A 13,899-nucleotide genomic window follows, 5' to 3' on the forward strand; every position below is an offset into this window, starting at 1 on the left:
AGCGGATGGGACAGATGTCCGCCACTGCGGACGGCCGAGGGACAGCCCGGAAGAGCCGGCCCGTGAGCCTCCGAAGCCCCTGCGGCACGAAGCTGTGCGCGCCCCGGTCGCGGGCGGCCTGGACCATCAGCCGCCGGGCGTGCCCAGGTATGCGTGGGCGGCACGGGACGTCGCCTTGAGTTGCGGATGCTCGCGCGCGATCTCGCGCTGCCGGTCGGCGGGCAGCCCGAGCTCGTGCAGCAGGTTGAGGATCACGACGGCCGTGGTCACTTCCACGACGGCGATCAGTTCCTCGTCGCGGTGGGAGGGGGCTCTGCCCTCGTGCGCCAGGTCGTTGCGGGCCCGGGTGGCCCGCCTCGCCCACCGGGCCACGTCCCCAGGGATGACGACAGGTGACGAGGGGTCAGCCACCCCAGCGCCATCCCAGCACGGGAAAAAACCAGGGGCCCGACCCCGAAGGGTCGGACCCCATCCGACCAGCATGTTCGCCACTTCAGCGACGTGGTGTCATGTCACCCGTCACACGTTGAACCGGAACTCCACCACATCCCCGTCCCGCATCACGTACTCCTTGCCCTCCATGCGGGCCTTGCCGGCTGAGCGGGCCTCGGCGACGGAGCCGGTCTCGACCAGGTCCTCGAAGGAGATGACCTCGGCCTTGATGAAGCCCTTCTGGAAGTCGGTGTGGATGACTCCGGCGGCCTCGGGGGCCGTGGCGCCCTTCTTGATGGTCCAGGCGCGGGTCTCCTTGGGGCCTGCCGTGAGGTAGGTCTGGAGGCCGAGGGTGTTGAAGCCGACGTGGGCGAGGGTGGCGAGGCCCGGTTCCTCCTGGCCGACGGACTGGAGGAGTTCGAGGGCCTCGTCGTCGTCGAGTTCGGCGAGGTCGGCTTCGAGCTTGGCGTTGAGGAAGATCGCCTCGGCGGGGGCGACCAGGGCGCGCTGCTCGGCCTTGAAGGCGTCGTCGGTCAGCTCCTCCTCGTCGACGTTGAAGACGTAGAGGAAGGGCTTGGTGGTGAGGAGGTGGAGGTCGTGGAGGGGCTCGGCCTTCTCGGTGCCCTGGACGACGCCGGCGGCGAAGAGGGTCTGGCCGGTCTCCAGGATCTCCTTGGCCTCCTCGATGGCCTTGACCTTCGGCTGGACGTCCTTCTTGACCCGGGCCTCCTTCGCCAGGCGCGGGAGGACCTTCTCGATGGTCTGGAGGTCGGCGAGGATCAGCTCGGTGTTGATCGTCTCGATGTCACTCTTGGGCGAGATCCTGCCGTCGACGTGGACGACGTTCTCGTCCTTGAAGGCACGGATGACCTGGCAGATGGCGTCGGACTCGCGGATGTTCGCGAGGAACTTGTTGCCCAGGCCCTCGCCCTCGCTGGCGCCGCGCACGATGCCGGCGATGTCGACGAAGTCGACGGTGGCCGGGAGGATCTTGGCCGAGCCGAAGATCTCGGCGAGCTTGGCCAGACGCGGGTCGGGGACGCCGACGACGCCGACGTTCGGCTCGATGGTGGCGAACGGGTAGTTGGCCGCCAGCACGTCGTTCTTGGTCAGGGCGTTGAACAGGGTCGACTTGCCGACATTCGGCAGGCCGACGATTCCGATCGTGAGCGACACGGTGGCGACTTCCCAGGGTGTGGTGTGTGGAGTGGCGTAGTACGGGCGGCGTCCTGCGCCGGACCGGTGGCCCAGTCTACGGCGGCCCGCCGGTGACCGGTCCGGCACCGGGGTGACGGCCGGACGGGCGAAGGGGGTACGCCGTACCGGTTGCCCTGTGCCCGCCAGGTGCGGGCAAGCTCGGCCGAAACGCGTGTTCCTGGTGCGGGTGGGCGCCGGCGGCCCCCTACGTTGGCCCGGTGGAGCAACCCAGCACACCTGCCCAGCAAGCCGGCCGCCCCGCACCCCTGCCCGCGCAGGGCGCCCCCGCCGACACGCGTCCGCCCACGGCTCCGGCGCCCCGCCGGGGTCAGGAGGCGGCGCGTGGCGCCCGGCCGCGTCCCGCCCGTCCCGCTCGCCCGGCGCGGCCCGGCGCCGGTCCGGCCGCGCGTGGCCGGGCCGGAGTCCGGCGGATGCCCAGGCCCCGGCTGACGGGGCTCGGGGCGGGACTGCTGTCGACCGTGGCGATGGTGGTGGCCGGGGGGCTGGCGTGGCTGCTGCCCGCCGGGGCGCAGACCGTGGTGTTCGGTGTGCTGTTCCTGCCGGTCTGCGCGCTGACCGGGCTGTGGGTGCGGCCAGCCGACCTGGCGATGGGACCGGTGGTGGTCCCGCCGGCCTACGCGATCGGTGTCCTGCCGGTGGCCGAGGGCGGCGGGGGCTTCACCGGCCAGGTGATGGGGCTGGTGACGACGCTGGCGCTGAACGCGGGGTGGCTGTACGGCGGGACCCTGGTCGCCGGGGTGATCGTGACCGTACGGAAGGTGCGGCTGATGGGGGCGGCGCGCCGGAAGGGGCGTGCCGAGCGGGCCGCGGGGCGGACGAGGGGTGCCGTCGGCGCTCCCGGCGGGCAGCGGCGGGCGGCCGTCGAGCCCCGCCCCGTCCAGGCGGACGCCGGGCAGCGGGCCCCACGCAGCCACGCGGCCCGGTAGCCGGGAAGTCCCGCGCGCTCGGCCGCCGCACCGCTCAGGCCAGACCTTCCGGTTCGGCCCAGCCCTCGGTGCTCTCCGCCACGGCCAGGACCGGGGCCGCGCCGGCGGCGGAGGCGGCCATCGCCGCTCCGACGATCCCGGCGTTGTTGCGCAGCTCGGCCGGGATCATCTGGGCGCGGACGCCCTCGATGAGCGGCAGGAACTTGTGGGCCTTGCGGCTGATGCCGCCGCCGATGATGAAGAGTTCCGGCGAGAAGAGCATCTCGACGTGGGTCAGGTACTTCTGGACGCGGCGGGCCCAGTGCTCCCAGCTGAGGTCGTGGTCCTCCTTGGCCTTGGTGGAGGCGCGCTTCTCCGCGTCGTGGCCGTGCAGTTCGAGGTGGCCCAGCTCGGTGTTGGGCACGAGGTGGCCGTCGGTGAACAGGGCGCTGCCGATACCCGTGCCGAAGGTGAGCATGATGACGGTTCCGGTGCGGCCCCGGCCTGCGCCCCCGCGCATTTCGGCCACTCCGGCGGCGTCGGCGTCGTTGAGGACGGTGACCGGCAGGCCGTCGAGGCGCTCGGAGAGGAGGGCGGCGGCGTCGACGCCGATCCACGCCTTGTCGACGTTGGCCGCGGTGCGGACGGTCGTGCCTCCGGTGACGACGCCGGGGAAGGTGACGCCGACCGGGCCCCGCCAGTCGAAGTGCCGGACGACCTCGCGGACACCGTCGGCCACGCCGTCCGGGGTGGCCGGCCGCGGGGTGAGGACTTTGTGCCGCTCCTGGGCCAGGTCCCCGCGCTCCAGGTCCACTGGGGCGCCCTTGATGCCGGAACCGCCGATGTCCACGCCGAAGATCTGCATACGGTCCACGGTACGGCGAAACACGCTCCGTCACCGGGTGCCCGGGGCACCCGGTGCGGGTGTGCGCGGTGGGGCGGGTGTTACTCGGCCGTGCCGAGAGCGGCGGCCTCGGCGCGCAGGTCGCGGCGGAGTTCCTTGGGCAGCGAGAAGGTGATGGACTCCTCGGCCGCCTTGACCACCTCGACGTCCGCGAAGCCCCGGGCGCTGAGCCATTCGAGTACGCCCTCGACGAGGACGTCCGGCACCGAGGCGCCGGAGGTGACACCGACCGTGCCGACCCCCTCCAGCCAGGCTTCGTCGATCTCCTCGGCGAAGTCGACCAGGTGGGCGTCGCGGGCGCCGGCGCCGAGGGCGACCTCGACCAGGCGCACCGAGTTGGAGGAGTTCTTGGAGCCGACGACGATGACGAGGTCGGCCTCGGCGCCCATCTGCTTGACGGCGATCTGGCGGTTCTGGGTGGCGTAGCAGATGTCGTCGCTCGGCGGGGAGACGAGCTTCGGGAACTTCTCCTTGAGCCGGTCGACGGTCTCCATGGTCTCGTCCACGGAGAGGGTGGTCTGGGAGAGCCAGACGACCTTGGAGTCGTCGCGGACCTCGACGTTCGCCACGTCCTCGGGGCCGTCGACCAGGGTGATGTGGTCGGGGGCCTCGCCGGAGGTGCCGATGACCTCCTCGTGACCCTCGTGACCGATGAGGAGGATGTCGTAGTCGTCCTGGGCGAACCGGACGGCTTCCTTGTGGACCTTGGTGACGAGCGGGCAGGTCGCGTCGATGGTGGCGAGCTTGCGTTCGGCGGCCTCGGCGTGGACGGTCGGGGCGACCCCGTGCGCGGAGAACATCACGATCGAGCCCTCGGGGACCTCGGCGGTCTCCTCGACGAAGATCGCGCCCTTCCGCTCCAGGGTCTGGACGACGTACTTGTTGTGCACGATCTCGTGCCGCACGTAGATCGGGGAGCCGTACTGCTCCAGGGCCTTCTCGACGGCGATCACGGCACGGTCCACACCCGCGCAGTACCCCCGGGGAGCGGCGAGCAGGACACGCTTGGCGGTGGGCGACGGGCTGGGCGTAGCAGTCATGGACCCATCGTAAGGCCGTGTCGGACGGCCCGGCGGGCGCCCCGGCGGTGAGACTGGTGCCGGTGGAGGAGGGGGTTCCAGCCCGTGCGCCGGGGCGTGCGGGGCAGCCAGGCGAAAGGCGTGCGGCCCGATGGCGAGTGCGGACGGCGGAAGCGGAGCGGGTGCGGCGGGCGCGTCGGCCGGGACGGAGCGCGACGGACTGCGGCGGACACTGGGCTTCCGCGACCTGGTGGTGTACGGCCTGCTCTTCATCGCGCCGATGGCGCCGGTCGGCGTGTACGGGGCGCTGGACGCCCGGTCGCACGGCGCGGTGGCCCTCGTCTACCTGTGCGCCACGGTGGCGATGGCGTTCACCGCCTACAGCTACGCCCAGATGGTGCGGGTGGTGCCGCGCGCCGGGTCGGTCTTCGCCTACGCGCGGGCCGGGCTCGGCAGGGGTACGGGGTTCATCGCCGGCTGGATGGCGATGCTCGACTACCTGCTGATCCCGGCGGTGGCGTACCTCTTCTCCGGCATCGCGATGAACGCGCTGGTGCCGGCGGTCCCCTCGTGGGTCTGGACGGCGCTGGCGGTGGTCGTGACGACGCTGCTCAACCTGTGGGGGGTGCGGGCGGCGGCGCGGGTCGGCTTCGCGGTGCTGGCGATGGAGGTCGCGGTGCTGCTCGTCTTCGTGGCGGCGGCCGTGGTGGTGCTGGTCCAGGACGGCGCGGCGCGGGACTGGTGGTCGCCGCTGACCGGGGACGGGACGCAGGGCGGGTTCTCGCTGGGCGCCGTGCTGGGCGCGGTCTCGGTGGCGGTCCTGTCGTACCTCGGGTTCGACGCCATCGCCTCGTTCGCCGAGGAGGTCACCGGGGGCTCGCGGCGGGTGGCGCGGGCCGTGCTGCTCTGCCTGGTGCTGGCGGGGACGCTGTTCGTGGTGCAGACGTACCTGGTGGCGCTGTTGGAGCCGGTCACCTCCGCGGAGCTGGCGGACCGGCCGGAGCAGCAGGGCTCGGCCTTCTACGACGCGGTGGACGCCTCGGTGGGGACCTGGCTGCACGACCTGGTGGCGGTGAGCAAGGCGATCGGGGCGGCCTTCGCGGCGCTGGCGGGGCAGGCGGCGGCGGGCCGGCTGCTGTTCGCGATGGCGCGGGAGCGGCGGCTGCCGAAGGCGCTGGCGCGGACCGATTCCGGGGTGCCGAGGGTGGCGCTGCTGAGCGCGGCGTTGGTGACGATGGTGGCGGCGGTGTGGGCGGCGGACCAGGCGGAGGGGCTGGACCACCTGGTCTCGGTGGTGGACATCGGCGCGCTGACCGCCTTCACGCTGCTGCACGCCTCGGTCGTGGGGTGGTTCGTGGTGAAGCGCGGCGGCGGGCCGGTGAGCTGGTGGCGGCACCTGCTGCTGCCGGTGCTGGGCGCGGCGGTGACGATCGCGGTGATCGTCGAGGCGTCGGGGGCGGCGCAGGTGGTGGGTCTGGTGTGGCTGGCGGTCGGCCTGGTGGTGCTGTTCGTGCAGCGGGGACGCGGGATCGAGGGGTAGGGGTGTCCTCGCCCCGGCCCTGGACCGGACCGTCCTGTCCCTGGACCGGACCGTCCTGCTCCCGGCCGCGGTGTCGGTGGCGGCCGTTACGCTCGGGCGCATGGGTGTCAATACGTCTGCGGACGCGCCGCTGCCCGTCGGAGCCGTCTCCCGGCTGATCGGGGGCTGGATCGACCGGCTGGGCGCGGTCTGGGTCGAGGGGCAGATCACGCAGCTCTCACGGCGGCCGGGGGCGGGCGTGGTCTTCCTGACGCTCCGCGACCCCGCGCACGACATCTCGGTGGGCGTGACCTGCTACCGCAAGGTCTTCGACGCGGTGGCCGACGTGGTCACCGAGGGCGCCCGCGTCGTGGTCCACGCCAAGCCCGAGTGGTACGCGCCGCGGGGGCAGTTGTCGCTGCGGGCCGCCGAGATCCGCCCGGTCGGCGTGGGTGAGCTGCTGGTCCGGCTGGAGCAGCGGCGCAAGGCGCTGGCGGCGGAGGGTCTGTTCGCGCTGGAGCGCAAGCGGCCGCTGCCCTTCCTGCCGCAGCTGATCGGCCTGGTCTGCGGCCGCGCCTCGGCCGCGGAGCGGGACGTCCTGGAGAACGCCCGGCACCGCTGGCCCGCCGTCCGCTTCGAGGTGCGCAACGTGGCGGTGCAGGGCGTGCACGCGGTGGCGCAGGTCACCGGTGCGGTCCGCGAGCTGGACGCCCACCCGGAGGTCGACGTCATCGTGGTGGCGCGCGGCGGCGGCAGTGTGGAGGACCTGCTGCCCTTCTCCGACGAGGAGCTGATCCGCGCGGTCTCCGGCTGCCGGACCCCGGTGGTCTCCGCGATCGGCCACGAGCCGGACACCCCGCTGCTGGACCTGGTGGCGGACCTGCGCGCCTCGACGCCGACCGACGCCGCCAAGAAGGTCGTCCCGGACGTCGGCGAGGAGCACGAGCGGGTACGCCAGCTCCGCGACCGGGCCCGCCGCGCCGCACACGGCCTGGTCGACCGCGAGGAGCGCGGCCTCGCCCACGCACTGGCCCGCCCCTCGATACAGGACCCGTACCGCATGGTCGAGGAGCGCGAGGAGCGGGTGTCGGCCCTGCTGGGCCGCTCCCGGCGCACCCTCGGCCACCTCCTGGACCGCGCCGACTCCGAGCTGGCCCACACCCGCGCCCGGGTCGTGGCCCTCTCCCCCGCGGCGACGCTGGAGCGGGGGTACGCGGTCCTCCAGACGGCCGAGGGCGCCGTGGTGCGGGCTCCGGCCGAGGTGGCGTACGGCGCGGAGCTGCGGGCCAGGGTCGCGGAGGGCGAGCTGGTGGTGCGCAGGGTCGAGGGTGCCGAGGAGGCGGCCGGGGACGCCGCGGGGTGAGCCGGGGCCGGCGGGGTGCGCCGCCGGGCCGGAAGACGGCGGGCGGGTCCGCCGGGGCAGGGACACGACAGGCCGCGAGGCCACCGAGACGACGACGGGCCGGCCGAGCGCCGGGCCGGGAGAAGGACCACACGATGACCACGACACCCACCACCGGCGAGGCGGCGCTCGGCTACGAGCAGGCGCGGGACGAGCTGATCGAGGTGGTCCGCAAGCTGGAGGCCGGCGGCACCACGCTGGAGGAGTCGCTGGCGCTCTGGGAGCGCGGCGAGGAGCTGGCGAAGGTCTGCCGCCGCTGGCTGGACGGCGCCCGCGCCCGTCTGGACGCGGCCCTGGCCGAGGAGGCGGCCGAGGAGGGCGAGGCGGAGTGAGGCTCCGGCGGGCCTTGATCACCAAGCGCGGGTAAAAGGCCAGCTCATACGCGCAGAGGGGAAGGCGGGCAAGGGCAGTGCCGAGTGAGCCCCCTCACAGCCCCCCAGCTTTTGTTGAAGTTTAAACGTCCGCATCGTACGGTCGGTCACGCACGTCACCGCACCACACGAAGAGGTTCCCCACGCATGTCTCTCGTCCTTGACTCCGCCGCACAGGACCTGCTGTTCCGCGAAGCCCGCACCGCGAACACCTTCACCGACGAGCCGGTGACCGATGAGCAGGTCCAGGCCATCTACGACCTGGTCAAGTACGGCCCGACCGCGTTCAACCAGAACCCGCTGCGCATCACCCTGGTCCGCTCGCCCGAGGCCCGGGAGCGCCTGGTCCGGCACATGGCCGAGGGCAACCGCCCGAAGACCGCCACGGCCCCGCTGGTCGCCATCCTCTCGACGGACCACGAGTTCCACGAGGAGCTCCCCAAGCTGATGCCGCACGCCCCGGGCCTCGCCGAGACCTTCTTCTCCGAGCGCCCCGTCCGTGAGGCCGCCGGCTCCCTGAACGCCGCCCTCCAGGCCGGCTACTTCATCGTCGGTGTCCGCGCCGCCGGTCTGGCCGCGGGCCCGATGACCGGATTCGACTTCGACGGCGTCCAGAAGGAGTTCCTCGACGCCGACCACACCCCGCTGATGGTCGTCAACATCGGCAAGCCCGGCGAGGACGCCTGGTTCCCGCGCTCCCCCCGCCTGGCGTACGACGAGGTCGTCACCACGGTCTGACCTCTCCGGCTCGGCGCGCTTCGCCCGCTCGCCCACCCGGCACGCGAAAGGCTCCGCACCCCCTCCGGGGTGCGGAGCCTTTCGCGTGGCCGTTTCCGTGCCCGCGTCCGCGCGGGCGGGGTCAGGAGGCCCGGCCCTCCGCATCCTCCGGCGGGGCCGTCTCCAGGGCGGCCGCGACCTTGCTGAGCTGGCCGATGGAGGCGCTGCCGGTGACGACCGTGGTGGCGTCGCCGTCCTGGCGGACCAGGGCGTCGTACCGCTCACCCTCGTACCGCTTCCACGGCTCGCCCTTGATGGTCTGGGTGATCTCGGTGGCCTCCGCGTTCTGCGTGGCCTCCTTGATGAAGCGCTCCGGCTTGTCCACCGACTGCTCCACCCCGACGTACTTGCCGTCCGGGGTGTGGAGGCCGAGGTGCCAGCGCTCGCCGTCGTCGCCCTTGTAGCGCACGGTGGTCGCACGCCAGTCGTCCGGCAGTCCGACCGGGGCCGCGATCGGGTACGAGGCCGCGCGCCGGGCGGTGCTCAGCTCGACGTCGTAGCTGATCGCCTCCGGGGGCCTCTCGGTCCCGTCGTGCGGGATGAAGACGTAGATCCCCGCGACCACGATGCCGATGGCGGCCATCGAGAGGATCATGTCCTTGACCGTCTGCTTGCCTTTCATACCTGCCACGGGACCATCGTCGCAGGTGCTCCGGACCACCCCTCCCCCACCCCGACCAACCCGCCCTGAGCAGCGGTTTCCGGACTTCACCGGTAGGAAGACCGGACGATCTGCTCATCCGTGCCCCGGTCTGCTCATATTGTCGGCCTACCGATAGAGTCCGTTCATCACCCTCATCCGGCCGTCGTCGTACAGAAAGGTGCGCCCGATGACCGAGCACCATCTGCCCGCCCCCCTCGAGGTCTCTCCGGAGGCCCCCGACCGCAACCTCGCGCTGGAACTCGTACGGGTCACCGAGGCCGCCGCCATGGCCGCCGGCCGCTGGGTCGGCCGCGGTGAGAAGAACGGCGCCGACGGCGCGGCCGTGAAGGCCATGCGCACCCTCGTCTCCACCGTCTCGATGAACGGCGTCGTCGTCATCGGCGAGGGCGAGAAGGACGAAGCCCCGATGCTCTTCAACGGGGAGCGGATCGGCGACGGCACCGGCGCCGAGTGCGACATCGCCGTCGACCCGATCGACGGCACCTCGCTCACCGCCAAGGGCCAGCCGAACGCCGTCGCGGTGCTGGCCGCCGCCGACCGCGGCACGATGTTCGACCCGTCGGCCGTCTTCTACATGGACAAGCTGGTCACCGGACCGGCCGCCGCCGACTACGTGGACATCGACGCGCCCGTCCCGGTCAACATCCGCCGGGTCGCCAAGGCCAAGGGCGCGACGCCCGAGGACGTCACCGTGGTCATCCTGGACCGGCCGCGCCACGAGGGGATCATGCGGGAGATCCGGGAGACGGGCGCCCGGATCAAGCTGATCTCCGACGGTGACGTGGCGGGCTCGGTCATGGCGGTGCGCGAGGGCAGCGGCGTCGACATGCTGCTCGGCATCGGCGGCACCCCCGAGGGCATCATCTCGGCCTGCGCCATCAAGTGCCTCGGCGGCACCATCCAGGGCAAGCTCTGGCCCAAGGACGACGAGGAACGCGCCCGCGCCCTGGAGGCCGGGCACGACCTGGACCGGGTGCTGTCCACCGACGACCTGGTCAGTGGTGAGAACGTGTTCTTCGTGGCCACCGGCATCACCGACGGCGAGCTGCTGCCGGGCGTGCGCTACAGCGCCGGCTCGGCCACCACCTCCTCGCTGGTGATGCGCTCCAAGTCGGGCACGATCCGCCGCATCGACTCCACCCACCGCCTCTCCAAGCTGCGCGCCTACAGCGCGGTGGACTTCGACCGGGCGAAGTAGCACCCGGGCCCGGGAGCGCCATGTGCGGTGGCGCCCGGAGACCCGGCCCGTGCGGACATGCCGAAGGGGCGCCCCCCGGCCGGAGGGGCGCCCCTTCGGTGCGGGCGTCAGCCCGCGGCGGCTATCGGGCCCGGGGCGAGGTCGAGGTCGCGGCGCCTGCGGCGGGCCAGGACCACGCGGCGCTCGGCGGCGGTGAGGCCGCCCCAGACGCCGTACGGCTCGGGCTGGAGCAGGGCGTGCTCGCGGCACTGGATCATGACGGGACACTGGGCGCAGACCCGCTTGGCGGCCTCCTCGCGGGCGAGGCGGGCCGCGGTGGGCTCTTTGGAGGGGGCGAAGAAGAGGCCCGCTTCGTCCCGGCGGCAGACGGCGTCCGAATGCCATGGGGTGTCCTGATCGCGTTCCCGCACGGGCACCCGCTGGGGCGGCACGGTGGCGACCAGGGACTGACGCGGCGGATGCTGCACGGTCTACTCCTGACGACGGCTTCGCGAGCGAGCGGCGATGCCCCAAGCAATACCCGCTGTGCGCGGGCCTATGCACTGCGTTGGCACGCACCGCCGTCAGGACGTACCGGACCGCTCACCGGACACCGCGACCGGCCGCCGGACTCAACCGCCCAGATGCTTGCGCAACTTGTGGTGCAGATCGCGCAGGACCGAGCCGCGCTTCGGCTTGGCCTCGACGTTCCCGAGGACGGCCATGCCGCTGATCTGCACGACCGGGGCGCCTGGCTCACCGGACTCCAGGTGGTCGACCTCGAAGTTTCCGAGGATGCCGCCGCCCGACCCGCGCAGGGTGACGTTCTCGGGGACCGTCACCTCGACGTTCCCGAAGACGGAGAACGCCTTGACGACGATGTGCTGGTGCTCGAACAGGGCCTCGCTGAGGTCGATCTCGACGTTCCCGAAGACCGCGTACGCGTGGGTGCGGCGGCCGGGGCGCCAGCGGCCCTTGCGGACGGCGCTGGAGAAGACGGCCACGAGGTTCTCGTCCGGCTCCGCCGGGACCGCGCCCGGTCCGGCGGCGGGGGCCTGGGCGGGCCGCGCCCCGGGCAAGTCCCGCACGAGCGGCTCCAGTTCGCCCAGAGTGCGGGCGGCGTAGACCGCGTCGATGCGCTCGGAGTGCTCCTCGGCCGTCAGGCGGCCCTCGGCGAGCGCGTCGCGCAGGAGATCGGCGATGCGGTCGCGGTCGGCGTCGGAGGCGCGCAGCTCCGCTTCCGCCGTGACCGGGGCGGGGGGCGGCGGGGTCGCTTCGGGTGAGCTCTGGGGCTGCTTCTGGAGGTCCACCCCGCCAGGGTACCCAGACGCGATAGATCGCGACCAGGGGCGGCGCCGGGCCAATCCGGCCGAACTGGCCCCGGCGCAAGGGCCGCTCGCCCGGGATGGCCCGCCGCCGCCCGGTGTCAGGGCTTCGCGCACTCCGGCGGCTGGGGCTTGCGCGGCTGCGGCTTGTTCTTCATGAGTCCGGCCAGGTGCTCCTCGTACATCTCCTCCCAGCCGCTTCCGGTGAGGATGTCCTGGAGTCCCTCGCAGACCTTGTGCTTCAGGGTCCCGTCGCCGAGCCGCATCGCGACGCCGTAGCCCTCCGTCCCCCGGCCGTTCTCCAGGAGCTTGAGCTTGCCGGGGCGGTCGTTGGCGTACCCGGCGAGAAGGACGTCGTCCGAGGCGACCGCGTACACGTCGGACTTCGGGTCCAGCAGTTCGTCCACGCACTCCTGGTACGTGGCGGGCTGCCACTTGCGCATGGTGAAGCCCTGCTTGGTCAGGTCCTGTTCGTACGTCGACCCCTGGGCGGTGCACACCTCGACCTTGTTCACCTTCAGGTCGAGCGGGCTGTCGAGGTCGTACATCCTGGACTTCTCCCGGACGAGGAAGCTGCGGCCCGCCTTGTAGTACGGGCCGGCGAAGTCGACGCCCTCCTTCTCCTTGCGGCCGTCGGTGATGCTGTACGAGGCGACGACCAGGTCCACGTCGCCGTTGGCCAGTTTGCTGCTCCGGTTGTCCGTGGTCACCTGTCGGAGGACGACCTCGTCCTCGCCGTAGCCGAGGTGATCGGCGACGGCGTGGGCCATGGCGACGTCGAAGCCCTCGTAGGCGTCGGCCTTCTTGTCGTACAGGCTCAGTCCGGGCTGGTCGGTCTTGACGCCGATCCGCAGGTCGGGGTGGTCCTTCCGCCACTGCGCCCACTGCTGCCCGGCGGCGTTGCCGGCCGCCCCCTCGCCGCCGCCTCCCGGCGGACCGGCCTGGTCGTCCCCGCCGGCGTTGCGCGCGAGGAACCAGCCGCCGCCGGCCAGCAGGGCGGCGGCCACCACGGCCGCCACCGCTTTCAGACCCCGGGCCCCGCCCGCCTTCGCCTCCGGCGCCGCCGACGGCTGCCCGGGAGCGGGCGGGACCGGGGCCGGGGCGGACTCCGCGGACTCCGGCGCGGGGCCGTCGGCCGCCTGGGTGGGGCGCGCGGCCACGGCGGCGTGCGGCGCGGCGGGGTCGTCCTGGAGGACCTCTCGGAGCATCGCCTCGGCCGAGGCCGCGTCCAGCCGCTCGGCCGGATCGGTGATCAGCAGCCCCTGGATGACCGGGGCGAGCGGACCGGCGTACCGGATGACGGGGTCGGGGGACTGCCGGATGTTCTCCTGGACCTCCCACACCTCCTGGCCGCCGAAGGGCACCCGCCCCTCGGCCATCTCGTAGAGGGTGACGCCCAGCGCCCACAGGTCGGAGGCGGGCGTGGGGCCTGGGGACGCGGGGGCGAACAGCTCGGGCGCCAGGTACGGGGGTGTGCCGATGACACTGCCGTGCCGGGTCACCCGGTCCGCGCCGGTGAAGGTGGCGATGCCGAAGTCCACCAGGATCGCCAGGCCGTCCTCGCGGACGAGGACGTTGCCCGGCTTCACGTCGCGGTGCAGGACCGAGGCCCGGTGGACCGCCCGCAGGCCCTGGACGATCTGGAGGCCGATGTCGGCGGCCCGGGGCACCCCCAGGACCCGCTCAGCGCGCAGCAGGTCGGCGAGGGACCGCGCCTCCAGCAGCTTCATCACGATCCAGACCTGGTTGTCCGTCTCGACCTGGTCGTGGACGGTCACCACGTTCTGGTGCTCGATCTTGGCGATGGCCTCCGCCTCGCGCCGGGCCCGCTGCATCGCCGTCTGCTGGGTCTCGGCGGCCATCGCGGTGCGGTCGAGGAGCCCCTTCACGGCGACGTACCGCCGCAGCCGCCGGTCGTACGCCTTCCAGACCTCGCCCATCCCGCCGCTGCCGACCGGCTCCAGCAGCTCGTAGCGGTCGTCGATCACGGTGTGGCGGGCCGGCGGACCGGGCGCCGGCCCGCCGCCGGGCTGGTTGGATCTGCCTTCGCCGTGCATACGACCCCCCTGTGCGCTTCATGGACCCCGCCAGATTAGACGGCCCGTCACGCTTCCGAGGCGTGAGCGGACGGGCGGTTTCCCGGCGGCCGGCCGGAGCGGCCCCCTCCGGTCCCGCCGCCGGGGCCC

The 13,899-nt window shown here is 72.9% G+C and carries 14 protein-coding genes; 6 read left to right on the forward strand and 8 right to left on the reverse strand.

From position 1 onward, the window contains the following. Nucleotides 1-126 precede the first annotated feature (126 nt). Both Sdia_RS00420 and ychF read right to left on the reverse strand, forming a co-directional pair. Nucleotides 127-411, reverse strand: coding sequence for a HEPN domain-containing protein (locus Sdia_RS00420; protein WP_202854043.1), 285 nt, complete (start codon nt 409-411; stop codon nt 127-129). Nucleotides 412-519: 108 nt separating this feature from the next. After that, on the reverse strand, nt 520-1,608 hold the full coding sequence (gene ychF, locus Sdia_RS00425; protein ID WP_100452604.1) for a redox-regulated ATPase YchF: 1,089 nt from the start codon (nt 1,606-1,608) through the stop codon (nt 520-522). A gap of 452 nt (nt 1,609-2,060) precedes the next feature. Here ychF and Sdia_RS00430 point away from each other — a divergent pair, with 452 nt between their 5' ends. Next, on the forward strand, nt 2,061-2,576 hold the full coding sequence (locus tag Sdia_RS00430; RefSeq protein WP_100452603.1) for a DUF6542 domain-containing protein: 516 nt from the start codon (nt 2,061-2,063) through the stop codon (nt 2,574-2,576). 34 nt (nt 2,577-2,610) lie between these two features. Here Sdia_RS00430 and ppgK read toward each other — a convergent pair whose 3' ends face one another. Together ppgK and Sdia_RS00440 are read right to left on the reverse strand one after the other, a co-directional pair. After that, nucleotides 2,611-3,420: a polyphosphate--glucose phosphotransferase gene (ppgK, locus tag Sdia_RS00435; RefSeq protein WP_100452602.1), complete on the reverse strand. Its 810-nt coding sequence runs from the start codon at nt 3,418-3,420 to the stop codon at nt 2,611-2,613. Between the two features lie 80 nt (nt 3,421-3,500). Further along, nucleotides 3,501-4,499, reverse strand: coding sequence for a 4-hydroxy-3-methylbut-2-enyl diphosphate reductase (locus tag Sdia_RS00440; RefSeq protein WP_100452601.1), 999 nt, complete (start codon nt 4,497-4,499; stop codon nt 3,501-3,503). Nucleotides 4,500-4,629: 130 nt separating this feature from the next. On the opposite strand from Sdia_RS00440, the gene Sdia_RS00445 reads away from it, so the two are divergent. The 4 genes from Sdia_RS00445 (at nt 4,630) to Sdia_RS00460 (ending at nt 8,508) form a co-directional block, all read left to right on the forward strand. Next, nucleotides 4,630-6,018 (forward strand): APC family permease, encoded by a 1,389-nt coding sequence (locus Sdia_RS00445; RefSeq protein WP_189500428.1) that lies wholly within the window; start codon nt 4,630-4,632, stop codon nt 6,016-6,018. 100 nt (nt 6,019-6,118) lie between these two features. Then, nucleotides 6,119-7,360 (forward strand): exodeoxyribonuclease VII large subunit, encoded by a 1,242-nt coding sequence (gene xseA, locus Sdia_RS00450; protein ID WP_115069839.1) that lies wholly within the window; start codon nt 6,119-6,121, stop codon nt 7,358-7,360. A gap of 134 nt (nt 7,361-7,494) precedes the next feature. Further along, nucleotides 7,495-7,731 (forward strand): exodeoxyribonuclease VII small subunit, encoded by a 237-nt coding sequence (locus Sdia_RS00455; RefSeq protein ID WP_100452598.1) that lies wholly within the window; start codon nt 7,495-7,497, stop codon nt 7,729-7,731. A 186-nt stretch (nt 7,732-7,917) separates the two neighbouring features. Further along, on the forward strand, nt 7,918-8,508 hold the full coding sequence (locus Sdia_RS00460) for a malonic semialdehyde reductase (protein WP_100452597.1): 591 nt from the start codon (nt 7,918-7,920) through the stop codon (nt 8,506-8,508). Between the two features lie 121 nt (nt 8,509-8,629). Here the strand turns inward: Sdia_RS00460 and Sdia_RS00465 are convergent, their stop codons facing one another. Continuing rightward, nucleotides 8,630-9,169 carry a DUF4245 domain-containing protein gene (locus Sdia_RS00465; protein ID WP_115069838.1) on the reverse strand — a complete coding sequence of 180 codons (540 nt, stop codon included), beginning with the start codon at nt 9,167-9,169 and terminating at the stop codon, nt 8,630-8,632. A gap of 208 nt (nt 9,170-9,377) precedes the next feature. On the opposite strand from Sdia_RS00465, the gene glpX reads away from it, so the two are divergent. Then, entirely contained in the window at nt 9,378-10,409 is a 1,032-nt protein-coding gene (gene glpX / locus Sdia_RS00470; protein WP_100452595.1) for a class II fructose-bisphosphatase, read from the forward strand. Between the two features lie 107 nt (nt 10,410-10,516). Here the strand turns inward: glpX and Sdia_RS00475 are convergent, their stop codons facing one another. The 3 genes from Sdia_RS00475 to Sdia_RS00485 all read right to left on the reverse strand — a co-directional run bounded on the left by Sdia_RS00475 (nt 10,517) and on the right by Sdia_RS00485 (nt 13,770). Further along, nucleotides 10,517-10,876, reverse strand: a complete 360-nt coding sequence (locus Sdia_RS00475) for a WhiB family transcriptional regulator (protein ID WP_100452594.1) — start codon at nt 10,874-10,876, stop codon at nt 10,517-10,519. A gap of 144 nt (nt 10,877-11,020) precedes the next feature. Then, nucleotides 11,021-11,698 (reverse strand): DUF1707 SHOCT-like domain-containing protein, encoded by a 678-nt coding sequence (locus Sdia_RS00480; RefSeq protein ID WP_100452593.1) that lies wholly within the window; start codon nt 11,696-11,698, stop codon nt 11,021-11,023. Between the two features lie 116 nt (nt 11,699-11,814). Beyond that, nucleotides 11,815-13,770, reverse strand: a complete 1,956-nt coding sequence (locus Sdia_RS00485) for a serine/threonine-protein kinase (RefSeq protein ID WP_189500429.1) — start codon at nt 13,768-13,770, stop codon at nt 11,815-11,817. Between the last annotated feature and the right edge of the window lie 129 nt (nt 13,771-13,899).

It is taken from the genome of Streptomyces diastaticus subsp. diastaticus, assembly GCF_011170125.1.
GTDB lineage: Bacteria > Actinomycetota > Actinomycetes > Streptomycetales > Streptomycetaceae > Streptomyces > Streptomyces diastaticus.